This window comes from Bacillus sp. z26 (assembly GCF_058313635.1).
The window spans coordinates 22999-38431 of the sequence record NZ_JBZFQM010000003.1 but is presented as its reverse complement, the minus strand read 5'-3'; the positions used below and the strand labels follow the sequence as shown (position 1 = coordinate 38431).

Genomic DNA, 15433 nt, shown 5'->3' with positions numbered 1-15433 from the left:
GTAAGACCTTTTTCTTAATTTTACGAAATGTAATCGCTTGAAAAAGATGAAGGTATTAGTCGCAACTTGATTATCATTTTCGGATTCTGTAAAGTGAGAATGAGGAAACTGAATGGAGGACAAAAAATGACTCATATTAAATTTGATTATTCAAAAGCGCTAGAATTTTTCCAAGAGCATGAAGTGTCTTATATGAAGGATACTGTAAAGCAACTGCATCATACGATTCATGAAAAAACAGGAGCCGGTAATGATTATCTTGGATGGTTATCTTTGCCTGCTGATTATGATAAAGAAGAGTTTGCACGTATAAAGAAAGCAGCAGAAAAGATTAAAAACGATTCTGATGTTTTATTGGTTATTGGGATTGGCGGGTCTTATCTTGGAGCAAGAGCGGCAATTGAAATGCTTCAACATAGCTTTTATAATATCCTGCCTAGTGAAAAACGTAAAGCTCCACAAATCATTTTTGCAGGTAATAATATCAGTTCTACATATATGCGTGATTTAATAGATCTTCTTGAAGGAAAAGATTTCTCGATTAATGTTATATCTAAATCAGGTACAACTACTGAGCCAGCGATTGCATTCCGTATTTTCCGCAAGCTATTGGAAGAAAAATATGGAGCAGAAGCAGCAAAGAGCCGCATTTATGCAACTACAGATAAAGCTAGAGGGGCTTTAAAAACAGTTGCTGATGAAGAAGGCTTCGAAACATTTGTCATTCCTGATGATGTAGGCGGACGTTATTCTGTTCTTACAGCTGTTGGATTGCTGCCAATTGCTGCAAGCGGAGCGGATATCGATGCTATTATGAAAGGTGCAGCCGCAGCTGAGCAAGATTATTCTGAATCTGAATTAGAGAACAATGAGGCGTATCAATATGCAGTTGTTCGTAATCTTCTTTATCGTAAAGGGAAAACCATTGAGATGTTGATTAACTATGAGCCATCCTTACAGTATTTCTCCGAGTGGTGGAAACAACTCTTTGGTGAAAGTGAAGGTAAAGATCAAAAAGGAGTTTATCCATCTTCTGCGAACTTCTCAACTGATCTTCACTCATTAGGACAATACGTACAGGAAGGTCGCAGAGATCTGTTTGAAACAGTTATTAAAGTAGAAAAGCCACGCCATGAATTAGTTCTTGAAGAGGCAGCAAATGATTTGGACAACCTCAATTATTTAGCTGGACAAACAGTAGATTTCGTGAATAATAAGGCATTTGAGGGTACATTATTGGCTCATACAGATGGCCGAGTTCCGAACTTGGTTGTGAGCATTCCGGCACTTGATGAATATACATTTGGTTACATGGTTTACTTCTTCGAAAAAGCATGCGCAATGAGCTGCTATTTAATGGGGGTAAATCCTTTTGATCAACCCGGTGTCGAAGCATATAAAGTGAATATGTTTGCTCTACTTGGCAAAGCAGGCTTTGAAGAAAAGAAAGCTGAACTTGAAAAACGATTAAATTCTTAACAATATGTTTGGGCAAAAAATACCCGGTAAATGGACCGGGTATTTTTTGTATGTACCATAAGTGAGAATATTAGGTGTTGAAGGCGGCCAATACCAGACATACCTTTCCTTCATTAAGCGGATGATAATAAAGGATCATCTAATGGAAGGAAGGGAAAAGCATGATTGAAATTCCATCACGTCTTACAAATACTATGACAAATTATGTGTATGCCCATCATCAGCTTGGTAGCCAAGGGTTCATTGTTGGCGGGAATTGGGATTATCAGCATGGGTACTTTGATTATTTAATGGATAACGGAAATAAATCAAATTATATCAGAATTCCCTTTACCACCTATAAGGGTTCAATAGAAGATAAAAATGGCGTTATCCGCTTTGGGACCCCTTTTTTATTATCCTATGAAGCCAAGACTGGAGCGAACTTTTTTATGAAACAGTATTCACAGGCGGAAGAATGCACCTCCGACTACGCTTATGATTCTTCAGAGGATGCATTAGGGGATTCTAGCCTGGAAAGATATATTGATTTAGGCAAGTCCTTAGTAAATGAGGCCGAAATTGCTATCTTGGGTTATGAGTAAACTAAATAAATTTATCTTCGATAGATGGATCCTGTTCGACTGCTTCAATAAAAGATTGGCTAATAATGGAATTAGTCGCAATAATATGGTCTGCACCAGCTCGTTTGGCATTGTTCATTTGAAAGGGAGCCATTATTTCGCAGATGCATGTAGCTTCTGGATATAGGCCTTTAATACACAGCAAAGAAGCGATGACATGCAAATCCGATGCACGTTCAGATTTCGAGCGATCTGCTGTTAAAATGATGAATTCACTCTCGGTTACATTGGCATGAATCCAGGTCTGTTCATTTGTACTGTCATTTTTTAAAAAGAATACATGAGTTTCGGGCATTGGATGAGATTCCAACGATTCATCTATTATGACTATATTTCGACGCGGATTCTGCTTATGCCATGTATCAATCAGCATTTTAGTACATTCGTTCCAACCAACTATAATGAGATGCTTCTTTTTTGTATAGATGGCAGAACCAAGTTGCAGGGCTGTCTGACGCTTAATCACATAAGATGACATAGAGGCGTAATAGTAAGAAACAAAAGCGGCTCCAATTAAGATTAATGTGCTGGCAGCTAACCTACCTAAAAGAGTTTTAGGTACAATTTCTCCATATCCTACAGTGGTAATCGATTCAATGGTAAACCATATTCCCTCCCCAATGTTAGTAAATGTTGCAGGCTCAATAAGATGCATAAGGATACCATAGACAAGAATAATGCCAACGATAATAATAATCAGGCGAGCAACTAAGTGAAGTTTATTAAAAATATATTGAGCTGTATTCATACTCATCCTCGCTCTTATCAGAAATCTGTAATCAATCTAAAATCCCATTATCAACAATTTCCACTTTAACAGTTGGATTAATTTCTACTCTTTTCAAATCTAACATTTCGTCCTTTTTATATTCCTTAAATAGATTTGGATCTTCAATCATCAATTTGCGTCCGAGCGCTAGTGCATCGCAGTTGCTCTGTACCAACAGATTGGTTACTTTTTGTGCTTGCTTAGTCAAGTTTTCAGTCATGTGCTTTTCGAGAGTTGTTTTTTCAAACCGTGAAATCAAGCCCTTCGTATATTCGGATACAGAAACCTTGAGCTTTAAGGAAACCGTATATACTGGTTTAGAGTCTATAATTTTTAATTTAATTTTATGGTTACTTTTCCGTATAAAAAAACTAATTTTTTGATCAAACCCTTTTTCGGATGTTGGATCATTGATTGTGAATTGAGCATAAGGACCTTCTTTACCAACCATTAATAAGTATAAAGAAGAGTCCTCTCCAATTAAATTTTTTCCGGTATAGCTTAAATTATTAAAAAGTGCTACACCTCTTACCCTTATCAGGCCGCCCTTTATTGGTTCTATATAGGGAAGGACAAAATCCTGACCGGGATCGAACATGGCGGGCATAATGGTTGCCAATGTTTGCTCTGGAATGAGGGAATGTTCTTCTGCGCTGCTGAGTAAATCTCTTAATGCTTTACTAATTAAAGTACCTTTTATATATTCCGGTTTTAAAATTTTTTGTGATTTTCCTTTTGTGATCACGACTTTTGCGTTTACATTACTCTTAGCATCACGATATAACACATCTAGCAGAGGATAGATCTCTTTTTTTGCTAATTCTTCTCCAATTAAAACATTACTTAACTTATTAATTGAGAATTCACCAGGGGTAATTTGATTCATTTTTTCCCTTAATATTAATGGAGATTTTCCTCTTACTTTATAACTTGTATTATAGGGTTCTATTTGTCCCCCGCCAGAAGGCTTTAATGCACGAATGATTGATATAACTTCTACTGTATCTGGGTCATCGGTTGTATCGAATCCTAAACTGAATGCCAAGGAAGTTTTGCTTAAGAAGTTCTGATCCCAGCATCCTGTAGTTGAGATTAAGATTGATACTAATAAACTGAGCTTTAATAGTTTCACGAATATCACCTACCTGGTTTTGATGACTGGTTTATATTTCGAATCATAGAAATGGCCAGTAGAAGAATGGGAAACCCTATCATGAATACGAAAGTGTAGGGGAGCAAAACATCGGTAAGACGAATTATGTTATCCTGCGATTCTGGAAAAAGATAACATAGAATCGAGATGATTAAAGAAATAACCAGTACGATGATTTTCTTGTTTTTGAATGGAGTATTTTCAGATATCCCTACTCCTGCCAAGAAAATATATAGGACATAGGAAACGAGCATAGGCGAAATCCAAGCACACATAATCACCAAATCCATGCGTTCAAAAATGCTAAGGATGGTCAATAATTTCAATAAATAGAGGACTGGAATTGGAACGATTTTTAATGCATATGTACCAAAATGAGCAAGACAGACAACTAATAAAAAAAAGTAGATGAGTGAAATTGTCAGGATTGAAAAGGTAATCACTCTTTTTTTTGTTTTTTGGTTTCCTTGTACAAGTGGCAATAACACAAGCAATGAACTTAGACCCGCATATCCAATCCCCATATGATAGGAGCCGTTCAAAATTTTGGTTACTGGAACATCCCCAACAGGCAGTAGAAATAACAGATTAATCTTGGGGATGGCAAAGCAAATAGAGAAAAGGAGAAAGCCCGTTAAAGCCAGTAATGTTATGCCGCTAAATCGTGCGAGTGTGGTTATCGTTCCTCTGGCTAAATAGATTCCCATTAAAATAAATATAAGGTAAACAACAAACAGCGGAGTAACTGGCAATGTCCATTCTTTTGATAAATAGGCAAAATATAGAGTCGTATATGTAGCAAGGAGTATGAAATAGATGATATACAGCCAATTTATAATTTTTCCAATCCATGTACTTGTCAGAATCTCTGTCATTTGAAATAAATTTTTATCTGGTAAGCGTTTATGTAAAGAAAAAATAACCCATCCAAGTAGCTGGAAGAAGATTAAAGTGATGGTGGCCGATATCCAGGCGTTATGTTTACTATGTTCATTGACGATATAAGGAATGGCAAAAATCATGACAGAGCTAACGGATTGAACAATTAGAAAGTATAATTGGTGAGCAGACAATAATTTTGTATTAGAAGCCATAATAGTCCATTTAACTCTCCTTCTTAAATGGTATTTTGAATAACATTTTCGACAAACCTTTAAAATTAAAAGGCGCGACTGGTGCTAAATATGGTTTTCCCATAGATTCCAATCCACATAAATGAAAGATAATTAAAGTCAATCCAATTGATATTCCGACTAAGCCAAAAATATAAGTTAGAATGATAAGCGGGAAGTTTAGAATACGAATGATCTGTGCTACTTCCTGATTTGGAATTGTAAATGATGAAATGGCTGTGATTGCAATCACGATTAACATCGTATTGGATACCAGATTAGCTTGAACAATTGCCGTACCAATGACCAATGCACCTACAACACCAATCGTTGGCGATACGGAACTAGGTAAACGGATGGCGGATTCCTTAAGAAGCTCCAGTATGACCACCATAATAAGGGCTTCAATTAAAGGAGAGTAGGGAATGTTCTCCAAAGAGCCTTTAACATTTGCTACAAGATTTAATGGAATAATCTCGAAATCAAATGATACTAGAGCGATATAAAAGGATGGCAAGGTAATGGCCAGAAATAAGGCAAATAGGCGTAAAAGTCGTTCAAATGAACTTATATAAAACCGGCTTTCAATATCATCCGCTGCATGAAAAAAAGAAAAGAATGTAATTGGCATCAGGAAGACAGTAGAGCTTCCTTCAGTCATTAAGGCAATAGCACCCAATGATAAGTGATATGCGACCCGATTGGGTTTTTCTGTATTCAAAATCTGCGGAAACGGAGAATAAGCATAGTCTTCTATATAATTTTGAATGACTTCTGTATTGATGGCTTCGTCCATGTGAATAGAATCTAATTTTTTTTGTACTTTTTCTACAATCTCCGGATCTGCTTTACCTTTTATATAACATAAGGCGGCTGTGGCCTTTGGATTTTTACCTAATGTTTTCGTTTCAACCACGAAATTCTCCGTTCTCACCCTTTTTCTTAACAGATTTAAGTTGTCTTCAATTTTCTCGACAAATCCTTCATGTGAGCCTCGTATACTCTGTTCGGAGGCAGGTTCCTCAATAGAGCGAGTCTTGAAATTTGCCGCTTCAACTAAATAACAGGTTGTTTCACCTTCTTTAAATAATGCGATATTGCCGTCCAGTATATTGTCGATAATATCGTCAAAAGATGTATAAACAGACACATGTGCCACGGGTAAATTAGCTGGGCTGAGTGAGGAGTTAATCACTAAAGGTTTTACTATAAATTGATCGATCACATTTTTTTTAATGATAGTTTTGATGTATGCCATTCCATATTTTTGATCACCGTTTGAGAAATATCGTGTATCGAAATCATAGGTATTGGAAAAGGCCATTTTTAGTTTTTCGATGTTGTCTTCCAGATAACTGGTAGTCTGTAAATTCCGTATGTCTGGAGAAGAATCCTGATTGGAATGCATGTGTTCGTTATTTTGATTTTCCGTTTTCTTTTTAAAGAAATTCATATCCATCATCACCCAAACATTATTTGATGAACGTTAGTATTAGTAAACAAAGGAATATTATTCAAAGATTGTAACCCTTCAATATTTGATTAGTAGCAGGGGAGTGTAGAGAAGAAGTTTTACATGTGGACTGTTAATTATAGTGATACTAAGAACCTTTCACTTACAGTTTTTAGTGTAAAAATAAAAAACCTCCGTTTACGAAAGTAAAACGGAGGGAAATCTATTATAAGACTTATTTAGTATTAGGGTATTCAATTTCCTTGCGCCACCTTTTACGGTCTCGTTTATCCATCCACCACATATAAACTAGTCTAATGCTTAAGAAAATCGAGATGACTAAACCGGACACTGTTACAAATAAAGCCAGGAATTCTAATGCGTTATATTGTGGAAATAATTTGGACCAGTCAATATTTCCTTTGAGTTGTTCAGAAACTAAATTCATTCCAAATATTCCAGTTATCACGGTATAGAGGGTCAAAACTTCTAAAAGCATATTACCTTGTTTGGAACTGAAATTTTCTTGATACTGATTTAAGCTTTGCAACGTTGTTCGCGTATCCTCAAACAACTCATCTACTTTAAACATTTTTCTTAGTTGGATAAATATGTCACGCCCTTTGGAATTACTAGCCAGTTCAAAGAAATAATAATTAGAAGAAAAGGCATTAATGGCATGAATTAATTTTTCTACACGTTTTGTATCTTGCTCAATCCGAACATGTGAGTATTCATTTGCAACCTTCAGCAAGGTGATTTTATGAAATAAGGTAAGCATCAAACCGTAATAATATTCGCCATAAAATGTAGTGGCAATGTCATTGAATGATTCACCTGTCTGATTCGTTATACAGGCAATCCCTTGTTCATCAGATATGTAATAGGTATATGGTGCCCAGCGGGTATAACCAACTGAATCGATATAGTGGTCAATGAATTTTTGATTATAGCAACTTATGTATGGTTGTTTATCTTTAGTATATCCATCGAGATTTCCTAAGCGGTATACATCGTAATCTTCAACCTTTTCATCTGATGCCAATCCAATCAAAGACTGGACGTATAAATGATTATTTTCAAAAAAAGGAAAGGACTCAAAGTACGCATCCTCTTCAGTGCTATCATCCATATATCTTTTAATATCAGGCATGAGATAATCTAGTAGAAAATGTTGAACATGATCGAACTCCTGATTTTCGTAGATTATTTTGGATGTGGGGTGATTTTGTTCCATAATTCTAAATTCTGAAGCAAACTGAATGACTTCAGAAAGATTCAATGACTGATTCTGATCATCCAAATGGATACGTACGGTTAAAAAACCTATTTGATATGGACACACGGTTACGTCAAGGGATTCAACCAAAAAATTTGTGTTGGAATGCATTGTTTGCAATGTTCCAGAGACTTGATACATTTTGGAATATCGTTGAAATCCTTTTCCGTCCTCCTTTTTAGGGAACAATATCCGATTCGTAAAGGGGAGAAAAAAGTTTTCTAAATTCTCGTGATCTATTTCAAACCTTCCATAGAAATCATCTTCTTTGTCAAGGTTATCCAGCCTAAACCATTTAAATTGATTCTCCTTCAACTTATCAACCAATTCTTCCTCTTTACCACGTATAAGAGAAAATGGAAATACAAACTGAAAGTCAGCACTGGATACCTGTTTGTCAGTTATCGAGATATCCTCCATGAGTAAAATTCCTTTCTTCTACTTAATATATGTATAAAATTTTTTACCCTTGATAACAGAAGTTTAACCTGGTTAAATTTTCCGCTTAAAAAAGAGGCTGGCACAAAAGGTTTTCATTCAAGGAAAAAACCGAACTATTTTCTAAAACTCTCACATCTAGAGTTTCGGAATAGTTCGGTTTTTAGTATTCTTCATCTGTTGAATAACTTTTAATGATTTGGATATAGAAGTGGATATTTTAGTTCTGTCCCAGCCTCTTTAGATATCAATATTGAAAATATGGGTTCGCTATTTGAGAAGGGTCAGTTTCAAATTCGTCGTAGGAATATGGATCACGGATTTGGGATGGATATCCTCCATCAAAACCAAATTGTCCCTGGATTCCTTGCCCCCATTGTTGCCCTTGCCCCCAATGCTGGCCTTGCCATCCCTGATGTGGGGATCCATAACCTCCACCATAGCCATGATGTGAACCAATATGATGGCCTGGATGGTAAGGCATGTGATGGCCGTATCCTCCGCCTGAATAGTGAGGATACCCCATACCGCCGCCATAATATCCATGATGATGATGGTGATGATGTCCCATACCACCACCATAATGACCTTGATGACCATAGCCGCCACCATGATGACCGTGTTGTCCATGGCCACCACCATAATAGCCTTGTTGCCTCATTTCATGTGGGAAATTTTCATTTTGCTGATCATATCCATTTGACATTGCTTTCACTCCTTCTGAACCAAATTCCATATAGTATATGTGTCACTATATAGAAAGAGCTTATTCGTCTGAAAGTTGGGCACTGGCTTAACTGCAATATGGTTGTAGCGTTTATTTTTATATGACCCCTACTTTAATAATCTTCCTTTTTCTTATCCATTCCGAAATAAGCCCTGTATACTTTTTTGCCAATCTCCAAATTCATCGAATGACCACTAGATTGATACGCCCAGGGGACGACAACGGCCAAAGCAATTTCGGGGTTGTCAAATGGTGCATATGAAGCAAACGTAATATTCCACGTCTCAGGCTGCTCGGTTCCCGGTGTCCATTTTGGTCCATCATAGAAAGCCTCAGCTGTTCCTGTTTTACCTGCTGGCTGATATGGCTCTCCCATAAACACTTTACCGGTTCCTCTGGAAGTTTGCGTCACAAGTCTTAACCCTTCTTGGACACGGTCAATCCACTCATCCTTCATACTTAATTTATTTTGGAACTTAGGTTCAATTTCTTTGAAAACGGGTCCGAGCTTGCCTTTCTCCAGTACCGGTTCATGCAGTTCTTTAACAACACGAGGCTGTACACGATAACCGCCATTTGCAATTGTGGAAATATATTGGGCCAGCTGTAGTGGGGTATAGGTGTCGTATTGCCCAATCGCTAAGTCCATCAATTTCCCGGCACCTAATTCGGTCCCTTTATAGCCGATTTGTTCTCCCGGTAAATCGATCCCTGTTCGTTTACCCAAGCCAAACTGACTGAAATTATTCCGCATAATATCAAAGGCTTCAGGTTTTACAGATAATGGTCCTTTAGGAACATAATTGCCTTCACCAATTTCAATAGCTGTTTTAAACATATATACATTGGATGAACGCTGTAAGGCAGTTAAGTCAGAAACGTATCCCATATTGGTGTATGATTTCTTTACCGGAGTACCTTTTATACTCATTGGTGCATCATAAAGAGTGGTTCCAGGTTCAATGGCTCCTTCCTGATAACCAGTTAACACGGTCGCTCCTTTGACTGATGACCCCATTGCATATGCTGTTGTATAGGTCCCTTGTGCAAAGTCCTTCATTTCATATTGATTTTTCTCATCATTCCAGATATATTGTTTGCCTGCCAAAGCTAATACTTCCCCTGTATTAGGATCCATGGCAACCACAAAGGCTCTGTCAAGATAAGGCGCATTATAAGCTGCTTTTTTAGCTCTTAACTCTTCTTCAATAATGCTTTCTACTTTTTTTTGGAAATCTATATCAATTGTCAGAACCAGATCTTTACCGCGTTGGCCCTTGGTGAGTTCTTCAGTAGATATAATATTCCCGCTTTTGTCTAGTTTGTTTTTTGATTTAGCTTTTTGACCATGTAAAATATCTTCGTATTGCAGTTCCAGATTTGAAACACCGACACGTTCATTAAGGTTGTAGCCACGGGATGAATAGTATTCGACTTTTTCCTTTGGAAGACCTTCATCAGAGGATGAGGTCCTGCCGAGGATAGATTTTAGTGCACTGTCAAATGGATAATTACGATTCCAATCGACTGAGGTGTCGACTCCGGGCATTTCATCCAGATTTTCAGTGACTCGGGCCATTTCTCGATCTGTAACATCCTTATTCTTAACGATTTGGGGAGTTAAGTAGGTTCCACTGTTAAACTTACGGAAGATAGCGAGAGTTGTTAACTCTGCTTTTGTGAATGATGATAATTCTTTTTCAGTAATGCGATCCAGCTGAATTTTATATAGTTCTTTATCTTTCTTATCAGAGAGCTCTTTTTTTGTTACTTTTTTCTGTGCTGCTTTCGGATTCATAATGATCCAGAAATCTTTAAGATCCCGTTCTTTTATATCTTCCATATCTTCTTTACTTACACTGATTAAATTTGATAATTTCTCAGCAGTCTCTACCATTTCTTTTGTTTTAGCTGTTTTGCTGCGCGTATAGGTAATGGCATTGACAGGTTGATTATCGACGATTAATTTATGATTCTTATCATAAATAAGGCCTCGTGGGACCGGTTTATTAACGGTGATGTCTTCGGTTCTTTCCACTTCTTTTTTGAAGGATTCACCATGGGCAATCTGTAGAATGCCTAACCGTAATATTAAAGTCGTAAATAATAGAAAAATAACAAATAGTAGTATATTTGTTCGAGTATTAACAGATGGCTTTTTCTTCTTTTTTTTTCGATGGGGATTTTTCAATCTTTCAACCTCCAAATATTTTAAAAACTGTCTTATTATCATTTTAATGGATTAATATGGATAATACTATTGTTTTCGCTTAATTCCTGATTCTCTATGTTAGGCAGAACCGAGTGTATGTTTTATAGTTGAGACAGAATGGGAAACTAGTAATTAGCATCTATTTACATATGGAAGGGAGACATAACGATGAAGAGTATTTCGTTTCCGCAAAGAATGTATATTAATGGGAGTTGGATAGATCGTGATAATACAATAAGTGTTTATAATCCTGCAACCGGTGAAATAATGGGGAAGATTCCGGATGGAACAGAATCAGATGCAAAGGAAGCAGTTGAGGCAGCATATAATAGTGGTTCAGACTGGTCAGGATTAACAGCAGAGGAACGGAGCGCTAAACTGCAGCAATGGTCGAGATTAATAGATATACATATGGAAGAATTAGCGGAGATCATGACACTTGAGCAAGGCAAACCATTTGAAGAAGCAAAAGGGGAAATACGTTATGCTAACAGTTTTATTACCTGGTTTGCTGAAGAGGCGAAGCGTATATATGGAGAGACCATTCCGGCTTCTTCACCAAATAAACGTATTTTTGTTCAAAAACAACCAGTCGGCGTTATAGCGGCCATTACCCCTTGGAATTTCCCGGCTGCCATGATTACGAGAAAAGTAGGCCCTGCTCTGGCAGCAGGATGTACGGTCGTCATTAAACCATCTGAAGAAACACCATTTACAGCTTTAAAATTAGTTGAGCTGGCAGAGAAGGCTGGTATCCCAGCCGGAGTCATTAATATTGTCACAGGTGATGCAAAACGAATCGTATCTGTTTGGCAGAAGGATTCCAGAGTACGTAAGATTACATTTACTGGTTCGACCGAGGTAGGGAAAATTTTAATGAAAGATGCTGCAGATACGGTGAAAAAGATTTCCCTCGAGCTTGGAGGTCTTGCACCTTTTATCGTGACAGAGAATGCCGATATTGAAAAGGCTGTTAATGGAGCTATTGATTCGAAATTCCGTAATGCCGGTCAGACATGTGTGTGTGCAAACCGTATATTTGTCCAACGATCGGTTATGGAGGATTTTACGAAACTTTATACGAAAAAAGTGGAGCAATTAAAGGTAGGCAATGGAATGGAGAAAGGAAATGATATTGGGCCGCTTATTAATGAGCAAGCCATTAATAAGGTGGTACGGCACATCAATAATGCTAAAGAAAAGGGGGCAACGATTCTGACAGGCGGAAAAATCCTTGGAGATATGCCTGGACATTTTATAACTCCTGCGGTAATTTCGGGAGCTACTGACGATATGCTTTGCATGAAAGAAGAAACATTTGGCCCGCTTGCACCTATCTCCGCGTTTGATCGAATTGAAGAAGCGGTGGAACGGGCAAATCATACACCATTTGGATTGGCGGCTTATGTATTTTCGGAAAATATCCGCGAGGCCGTTTGGATTGCCGAAAATCTTGAATACGGAATTGTTGGAGTTAATGATGGTTTACCTTCAACAGCGCAGGCGCCTTTTGGAGGATTTAAAGAAAGCGGGCTGGGCAGAGAAGGAAGCCACTATGGATTGGATGAATATTTAGAGATAAAATATATATCACTAGGCTTATAAAAAGGTGAGGAATTGAGTCCATATGGTAAAAAAATTTGAAAATCTTGATGCGGTAAAGAATGAACATACTTTTCGTGATATGTATCGTTGGAATAAAGAGCGGCGCAGAAAACAAAAGGATTTAGAAACTCAAATTAGCCGTGTTGATGACCCGCAGATTGAGGAATTAAATAGAAATCAATCTCGTACTTCCATAACTTGGATTGGTCATTCAACATTTTTAATTCAGATGGACGGAATAAATATACTTACTGACCCGGTTTGGGCAAAGCGGATGGGATTTCAATCCCGAATGACAGAACCGGGAATAAAAATAGATGATTTGCCTTCGATTGATGCTGTTTTAATTTCCCATGGACATTATGATCATCTCGATTTCCCTTCCATCCGTAAACTGAAAGGGAATCCTGTTTATTATGTACCCATAGGTTTGGGGAGAACATTTATAAAAAAAGGATATAGTAATGTTCATGAAGCCAGCTGGTGGGAAATATTTAATAGTAAAGAATTAGCTTTTCATTTCGTTCCTGCTCAGCATTGGACGAGAAGAGGTATCCGCGATATGAATACTTCCCATTGGGGAGGATGGGTGATTGAAAATAGTCGTACAGCTGAGACAGTCTATTTTGTAGGGGACACCGGCTACTTTAAAGGGTTCAGGGATATTGCGGAAACGTTTCATCCCAATTATGTGCTCATGCCGATTGGAGCGTATGAGCCTGAGTGGTTCATGGCAAGCTCTCATATTAATCCGGAAGATGCGGTTAAAGCATTTCTAGAATTGAATGGGGATTATTTTATCCCGATGCATTACGGTGCTTATCGACTGGCTGATGATACAGGACCGGAAGCGTTAGACCGATTATTGGGTGAATGGAGCAGAAAGAAACTGCCAAAAGAACAATTGAAGACATTGCTCATAGGAGAAACATTGTGGGTTAACTAAAAATAGGCAGTCGCTAATAAATTTAAAGCGACTGCCTATTGATTATATTATTGTCCTTTTTTTAAAACGATTTGCCATTCAGCACTGCCAGTTTGTTCAAAATTCGTAATTTCATGACCTTCTTTTGCAGCCCAGCGCGGAATACTTTCTGTTCCTTGCGTACAATCAAAATTGATGATTAATTCTTCGCCAGTGGTCATGTCTGCCATTGCCAATTTCGCTTCTTCTAGTGGGAAGGGGCAAACCATTCCATTTGTTTCGAGTACTTTTGTCATTACGTAAACCCTCCTGTTAAATTAGGCTACCGCTGTATTGCCGGCTCCTGCTTTTTGGTTTTTTTGTTTTCGGATAATAGTAAAGTAAGTCGCTGTCCATGTTCCTAATAAGAAGAAAACAACGGCAACCCATCCTTGCCAAGTAAATAGAGCTGTGTTTACTAACCCATTTCCGATTGTGCAACCTCCAGCAAGCGATGCACCAAAGCCCATGATCAGTCCTCCGCTTGCATTATATGCAAGTGTTCTTTTATCGGGTAGGCGCCATTTAAATTCATTACTGCCGCGTGCGGCAATATAGGATCCAATCCCAATACCAAGAACTAGGAAAACTCCCCAGTTTAACAGTGATGTATCACCATTAACAAAGAAAGTTAATAACTGTGCAGTTGGGGTTGTAATTCCAAGACCAGCCATTCTCCCCGTTGCTTCGCTTAACGGCCATGCGAGTATAGCGATTAAACCCACTAGCAGTGCTGTTACGAATGGATGCCAGCGTTTCTCAAATAAAATATGAGCAAACCCTGTTTTCTGTTGTTTCATTTTAAAAGAAGGTAATTTAGGCTGCTTTAAGTTACGGTATACCAAAACACCTATGAGTAAGGCGAAAGTGATAACTAGTACCCATGGAGATAGGTTAAATGTCTCATGGATATAAGTATCGCTTGTTCTGTAGGAAAGTACATTTCCGCCCACTGTACTTAGTAAGCCAAACTTAGTCATTGCTGCACCAAGTGCATAACCGCCTAATGCGATCCAGCTCCCTATTAAACCCTCGCCAGCACGATACCATGTACCAGTGGCACATCCTCCGGCAAGAACCATACCAATTCCAAAGATGAATCCGCCGAAGATAGTCCCTAACCAGGGAAAAGCATCTGCTTGAATGGTAATGACTCCGTTAGCTGCGAGAGTATATACGCCAATAGCCTGAATGGCAATGACAATCATGGTCGCAAGAAACATGCGCCCGTCCCTAGCGAGGAGTAGGTCACGGTATGCTCCGACTACACAAAACCGACCTCTTTGTAAAACGAACCCTAATAAAAGTCCGACGATAAGACCATAACTAATGATTTGAATCATGTTGAACCTCCCGATAATTGGATAGGATTATATTATAATAAAACATATAAGATTACTATGATTTAATGCCTGTTAATGCAAAAATGATTCTAAAGTAGTGGTTTAAATAAAATGTTATTTAAACAGTTAGATATATTTTATGAGGATGTGAATAAAAAACTTTCAGTGGCTAATTCATCACAGCCCATAGGCAGCCTAATTTAAGGTTTTGATTTTAGTAAAATACCACATTATTATTTTCCTAATTTTTAAACTAATAACTGATAATGACTATCG

The 15433-nt window shown here is 37.8% G+C and carries 13 protein-coding genes; 4 read left to right on the top strand and 9 right to left on the bottom strand.

The window, feature by feature from the left end:
- Positions 1-126: 126 nt before the first annotated feature.
- Together AC4G3K_RS10555 and AC4G3K_RS10550 are read left to right on the top strand one after the other, a co-directional pair.
- Positions 127-1479, top strand: a complete 1353-nt coding sequence (locus tag AC4G3K_RS10555; RefSeq protein ID WP_491133277.1) for a glucose-6-phosphate isomerase — start codon at positions 127-129, stop codon at positions 1477-1479.
- Between the two features lie 161 nt (positions 1480-1640).
- A complete protein-coding gene (locus tag AC4G3K_RS10550; protein WP_491133276.1) occupies positions 1641-2063 on the top strand; it encodes a YugN family protein in 423 nt (140 codons plus the stop codon).
- A 1-nt stretch (position 2064) separates the two neighbouring features.
- Here the strand turns inward: AC4G3K_RS10550 and AC4G3K_RS10545 are convergent, their stop codons facing one another.
- The 7 genes from AC4G3K_RS10545 to AC4G3K_RS10515 all read right to left on the bottom strand — a co-directional run bounded on the left by AC4G3K_RS10545 (position 2065) and on the right by AC4G3K_RS10515 (position 11224).
- A complete protein-coding gene (locus AC4G3K_RS10545; RefSeq protein ID WP_491133275.1) occupies positions 2065-2850 on the bottom strand; it encodes a potassium channel family protein in 786 nt (261 codons plus the stop codon).
- Between the two features lie 31 nt (positions 2851-2881).
- A complete protein-coding gene (locus AC4G3K_RS10540) occupies positions 2882-4003 on the bottom strand; it encodes a Ger(x)C family spore germination protein (protein ID WP_491133274.1) in 1122 nt (373 codons plus the stop codon).
- A gap of 5 nt (positions 4004-4008) precedes the next feature.
- Positions 4009-5118, bottom strand: a complete 1110-nt coding sequence (locus AC4G3K_RS10535) for a GerAB/ArcD/ProY family transporter (RefSeq protein ID WP_491133273.1) — start codon at positions 5116-5118, stop codon at positions 4009-4011.
- 10 nt (positions 5119-5128) lie between these two features.
- Entirely contained in the window at positions 5129-6589 is a 1461-nt protein-coding gene (locus AC4G3K_RS10530) for a spore germination protein (protein WP_491133272.1), read from the bottom strand.
- A 235-nt stretch (positions 6590-6824) separates the two neighbouring features.
- Positions 6825-8288, bottom strand: coding sequence for a hypothetical protein (locus AC4G3K_RS10525; RefSeq protein ID WP_491077686.1), 1464 nt, complete (start codon positions 8286-8288; stop codon positions 6825-6827).
- A gap of 265 nt (positions 8289-8553) precedes the next feature.
- Positions 8554-9012: a hypothetical protein gene (locus AC4G3K_RS10520; RefSeq protein WP_491133271.1), complete on the bottom strand. Its 459-nt coding sequence runs from the start codon at positions 9010-9012 to the stop codon at positions 8554-8556.
- A 133-nt stretch (positions 9013-9145) separates the two neighbouring features.
- On the bottom strand, positions 9146-11224 hold the full coding sequence (locus tag AC4G3K_RS10515; protein ID WP_491133270.1) for a peptidoglycan D,D-transpeptidase FtsI family protein: 2079 nt from the start codon (positions 11222-11224) through the stop codon (positions 9146-9148).
- 189 nt (positions 11225-11413) lie between these two features.
- On the opposite strand from AC4G3K_RS10515, the gene AC4G3K_RS10510 reads away from it, so the two are divergent.
- Both AC4G3K_RS10510 and AC4G3K_RS10505 read left to right on the top strand, forming a co-directional pair.
- Positions 11414-12850 (top strand): NAD-dependent succinate-semialdehyde dehydrogenase, encoded by a 1437-nt coding sequence (locus tag AC4G3K_RS10510; RefSeq protein ID WP_491133269.1) that lies wholly within the window; start codon positions 11414-11416, stop codon positions 12848-12850.
- A 22-nt stretch (positions 12851-12872) separates the two neighbouring features.
- Positions 12873-13796 carry an MBL fold metallo-hydrolase gene (locus AC4G3K_RS10505; protein ID WP_491133268.1) on the top strand — a complete coding sequence of 308 codons (924 nt, stop codon included), beginning with the start codon at positions 12873-12875 and terminating at the stop codon, positions 13794-13796.
- A gap of 47 nt (positions 13797-13843) precedes the next feature.
- On the opposite strand, the gene AC4G3K_RS10500 is transcribed toward AC4G3K_RS10505, so the two are convergent.
- Both AC4G3K_RS10500 and AC4G3K_RS10495 read right to left on the bottom strand, forming a co-directional pair.
- Entirely contained in the window at positions 13844-14071 is a 228-nt protein-coding gene (locus AC4G3K_RS10500) for a sulfurtransferase TusA family protein (RefSeq protein WP_491133267.1), read from the bottom strand.
- Between the two features lie 21 nt (positions 14072-14092).
- Positions 14093-15157 (bottom strand): YeeE/YedE thiosulfate transporter family protein, encoded by a 1065-nt coding sequence (locus AC4G3K_RS10495; RefSeq protein WP_491133266.1) that lies wholly within the window; start codon positions 15155-15157, stop codon positions 14093-14095.
- Between the last annotated feature and the right edge of the window lie 276 nt (positions 15158-15433).

Bases quoted from the DNA above. Each gene is read 5' to 3' on its own strand.
- AC4G3K_RS10535 (WP_491133273.1), bottom strand. From the start codon at position 5,118: ATGGCTTCTAATACAAAATTATTGTCTGCTCACCAATTATACTTTCTA.
- AC4G3K_RS10510 (WP_491133269.1), top strand. From the start codon at position 11,414: ATGAAGAGTATTTCGTTTCCGCAAAGAATGTATATTAATGGGAGTTGG.
- AC4G3K_RS10530 (WP_491133272.1), bottom strand. From the start codon at position 6,589: ATGAATTTCTTTAAAAAGAAAACGGAAAATCAAAATAACGAACACATG.
- AC4G3K_RS10505 (WP_491133268.1), top strand. From the start codon at position 12,873: ATGGTAAAAAAATTTGAAAATCTTGATGCGGTAAAGAATGAACATACT.
- AC4G3K_RS10495 (WP_491133266.1), bottom strand. From the start codon at position 15,157: ATGATTCAAATCATTAGTTATGGTCTTATCGTCGGACTTTTATTAGGG.
- AC4G3K_RS10545 (WP_491133275.1), bottom strand. From the start codon at position 2,850: ATGAATACAGCTCAATATATTTTTAATAAACTTCACTTAGTTGCTCGC.
- AC4G3K_RS10500 (WP_491133267.1), bottom strand. From the start codon at position 14,071: ATGACAAAAGTACTCGAAACAAATGGAATGGTTTGCCCCTTCCCACTA.
- AC4G3K_RS10550 (WP_491133276.1), top strand. From the start codon at position 1,641: ATGATTGAAATTCCATCACGTCTTACAAATACTATGACAAATTATGTG.
- AC4G3K_RS10525 (WP_491077686.1), bottom strand. From the start codon at position 8,288: ATGGAGGATATCTCGATAACTGACAAACAGGTATCCAGTGCTGACTTT.
- AC4G3K_RS10555 (WP_491133277.1), top strand. From the start codon at position 127: ATGACTCATATTAAATTTGATTATTCAAAAGCGCTAGAATTTTTCCAA.
- AC4G3K_RS10520 (WP_491133271.1), bottom strand. From the start codon at position 9,012: ATGTCAAATGGATATGATCAGCAAAATGAAAATTTCCCACATGAAATG.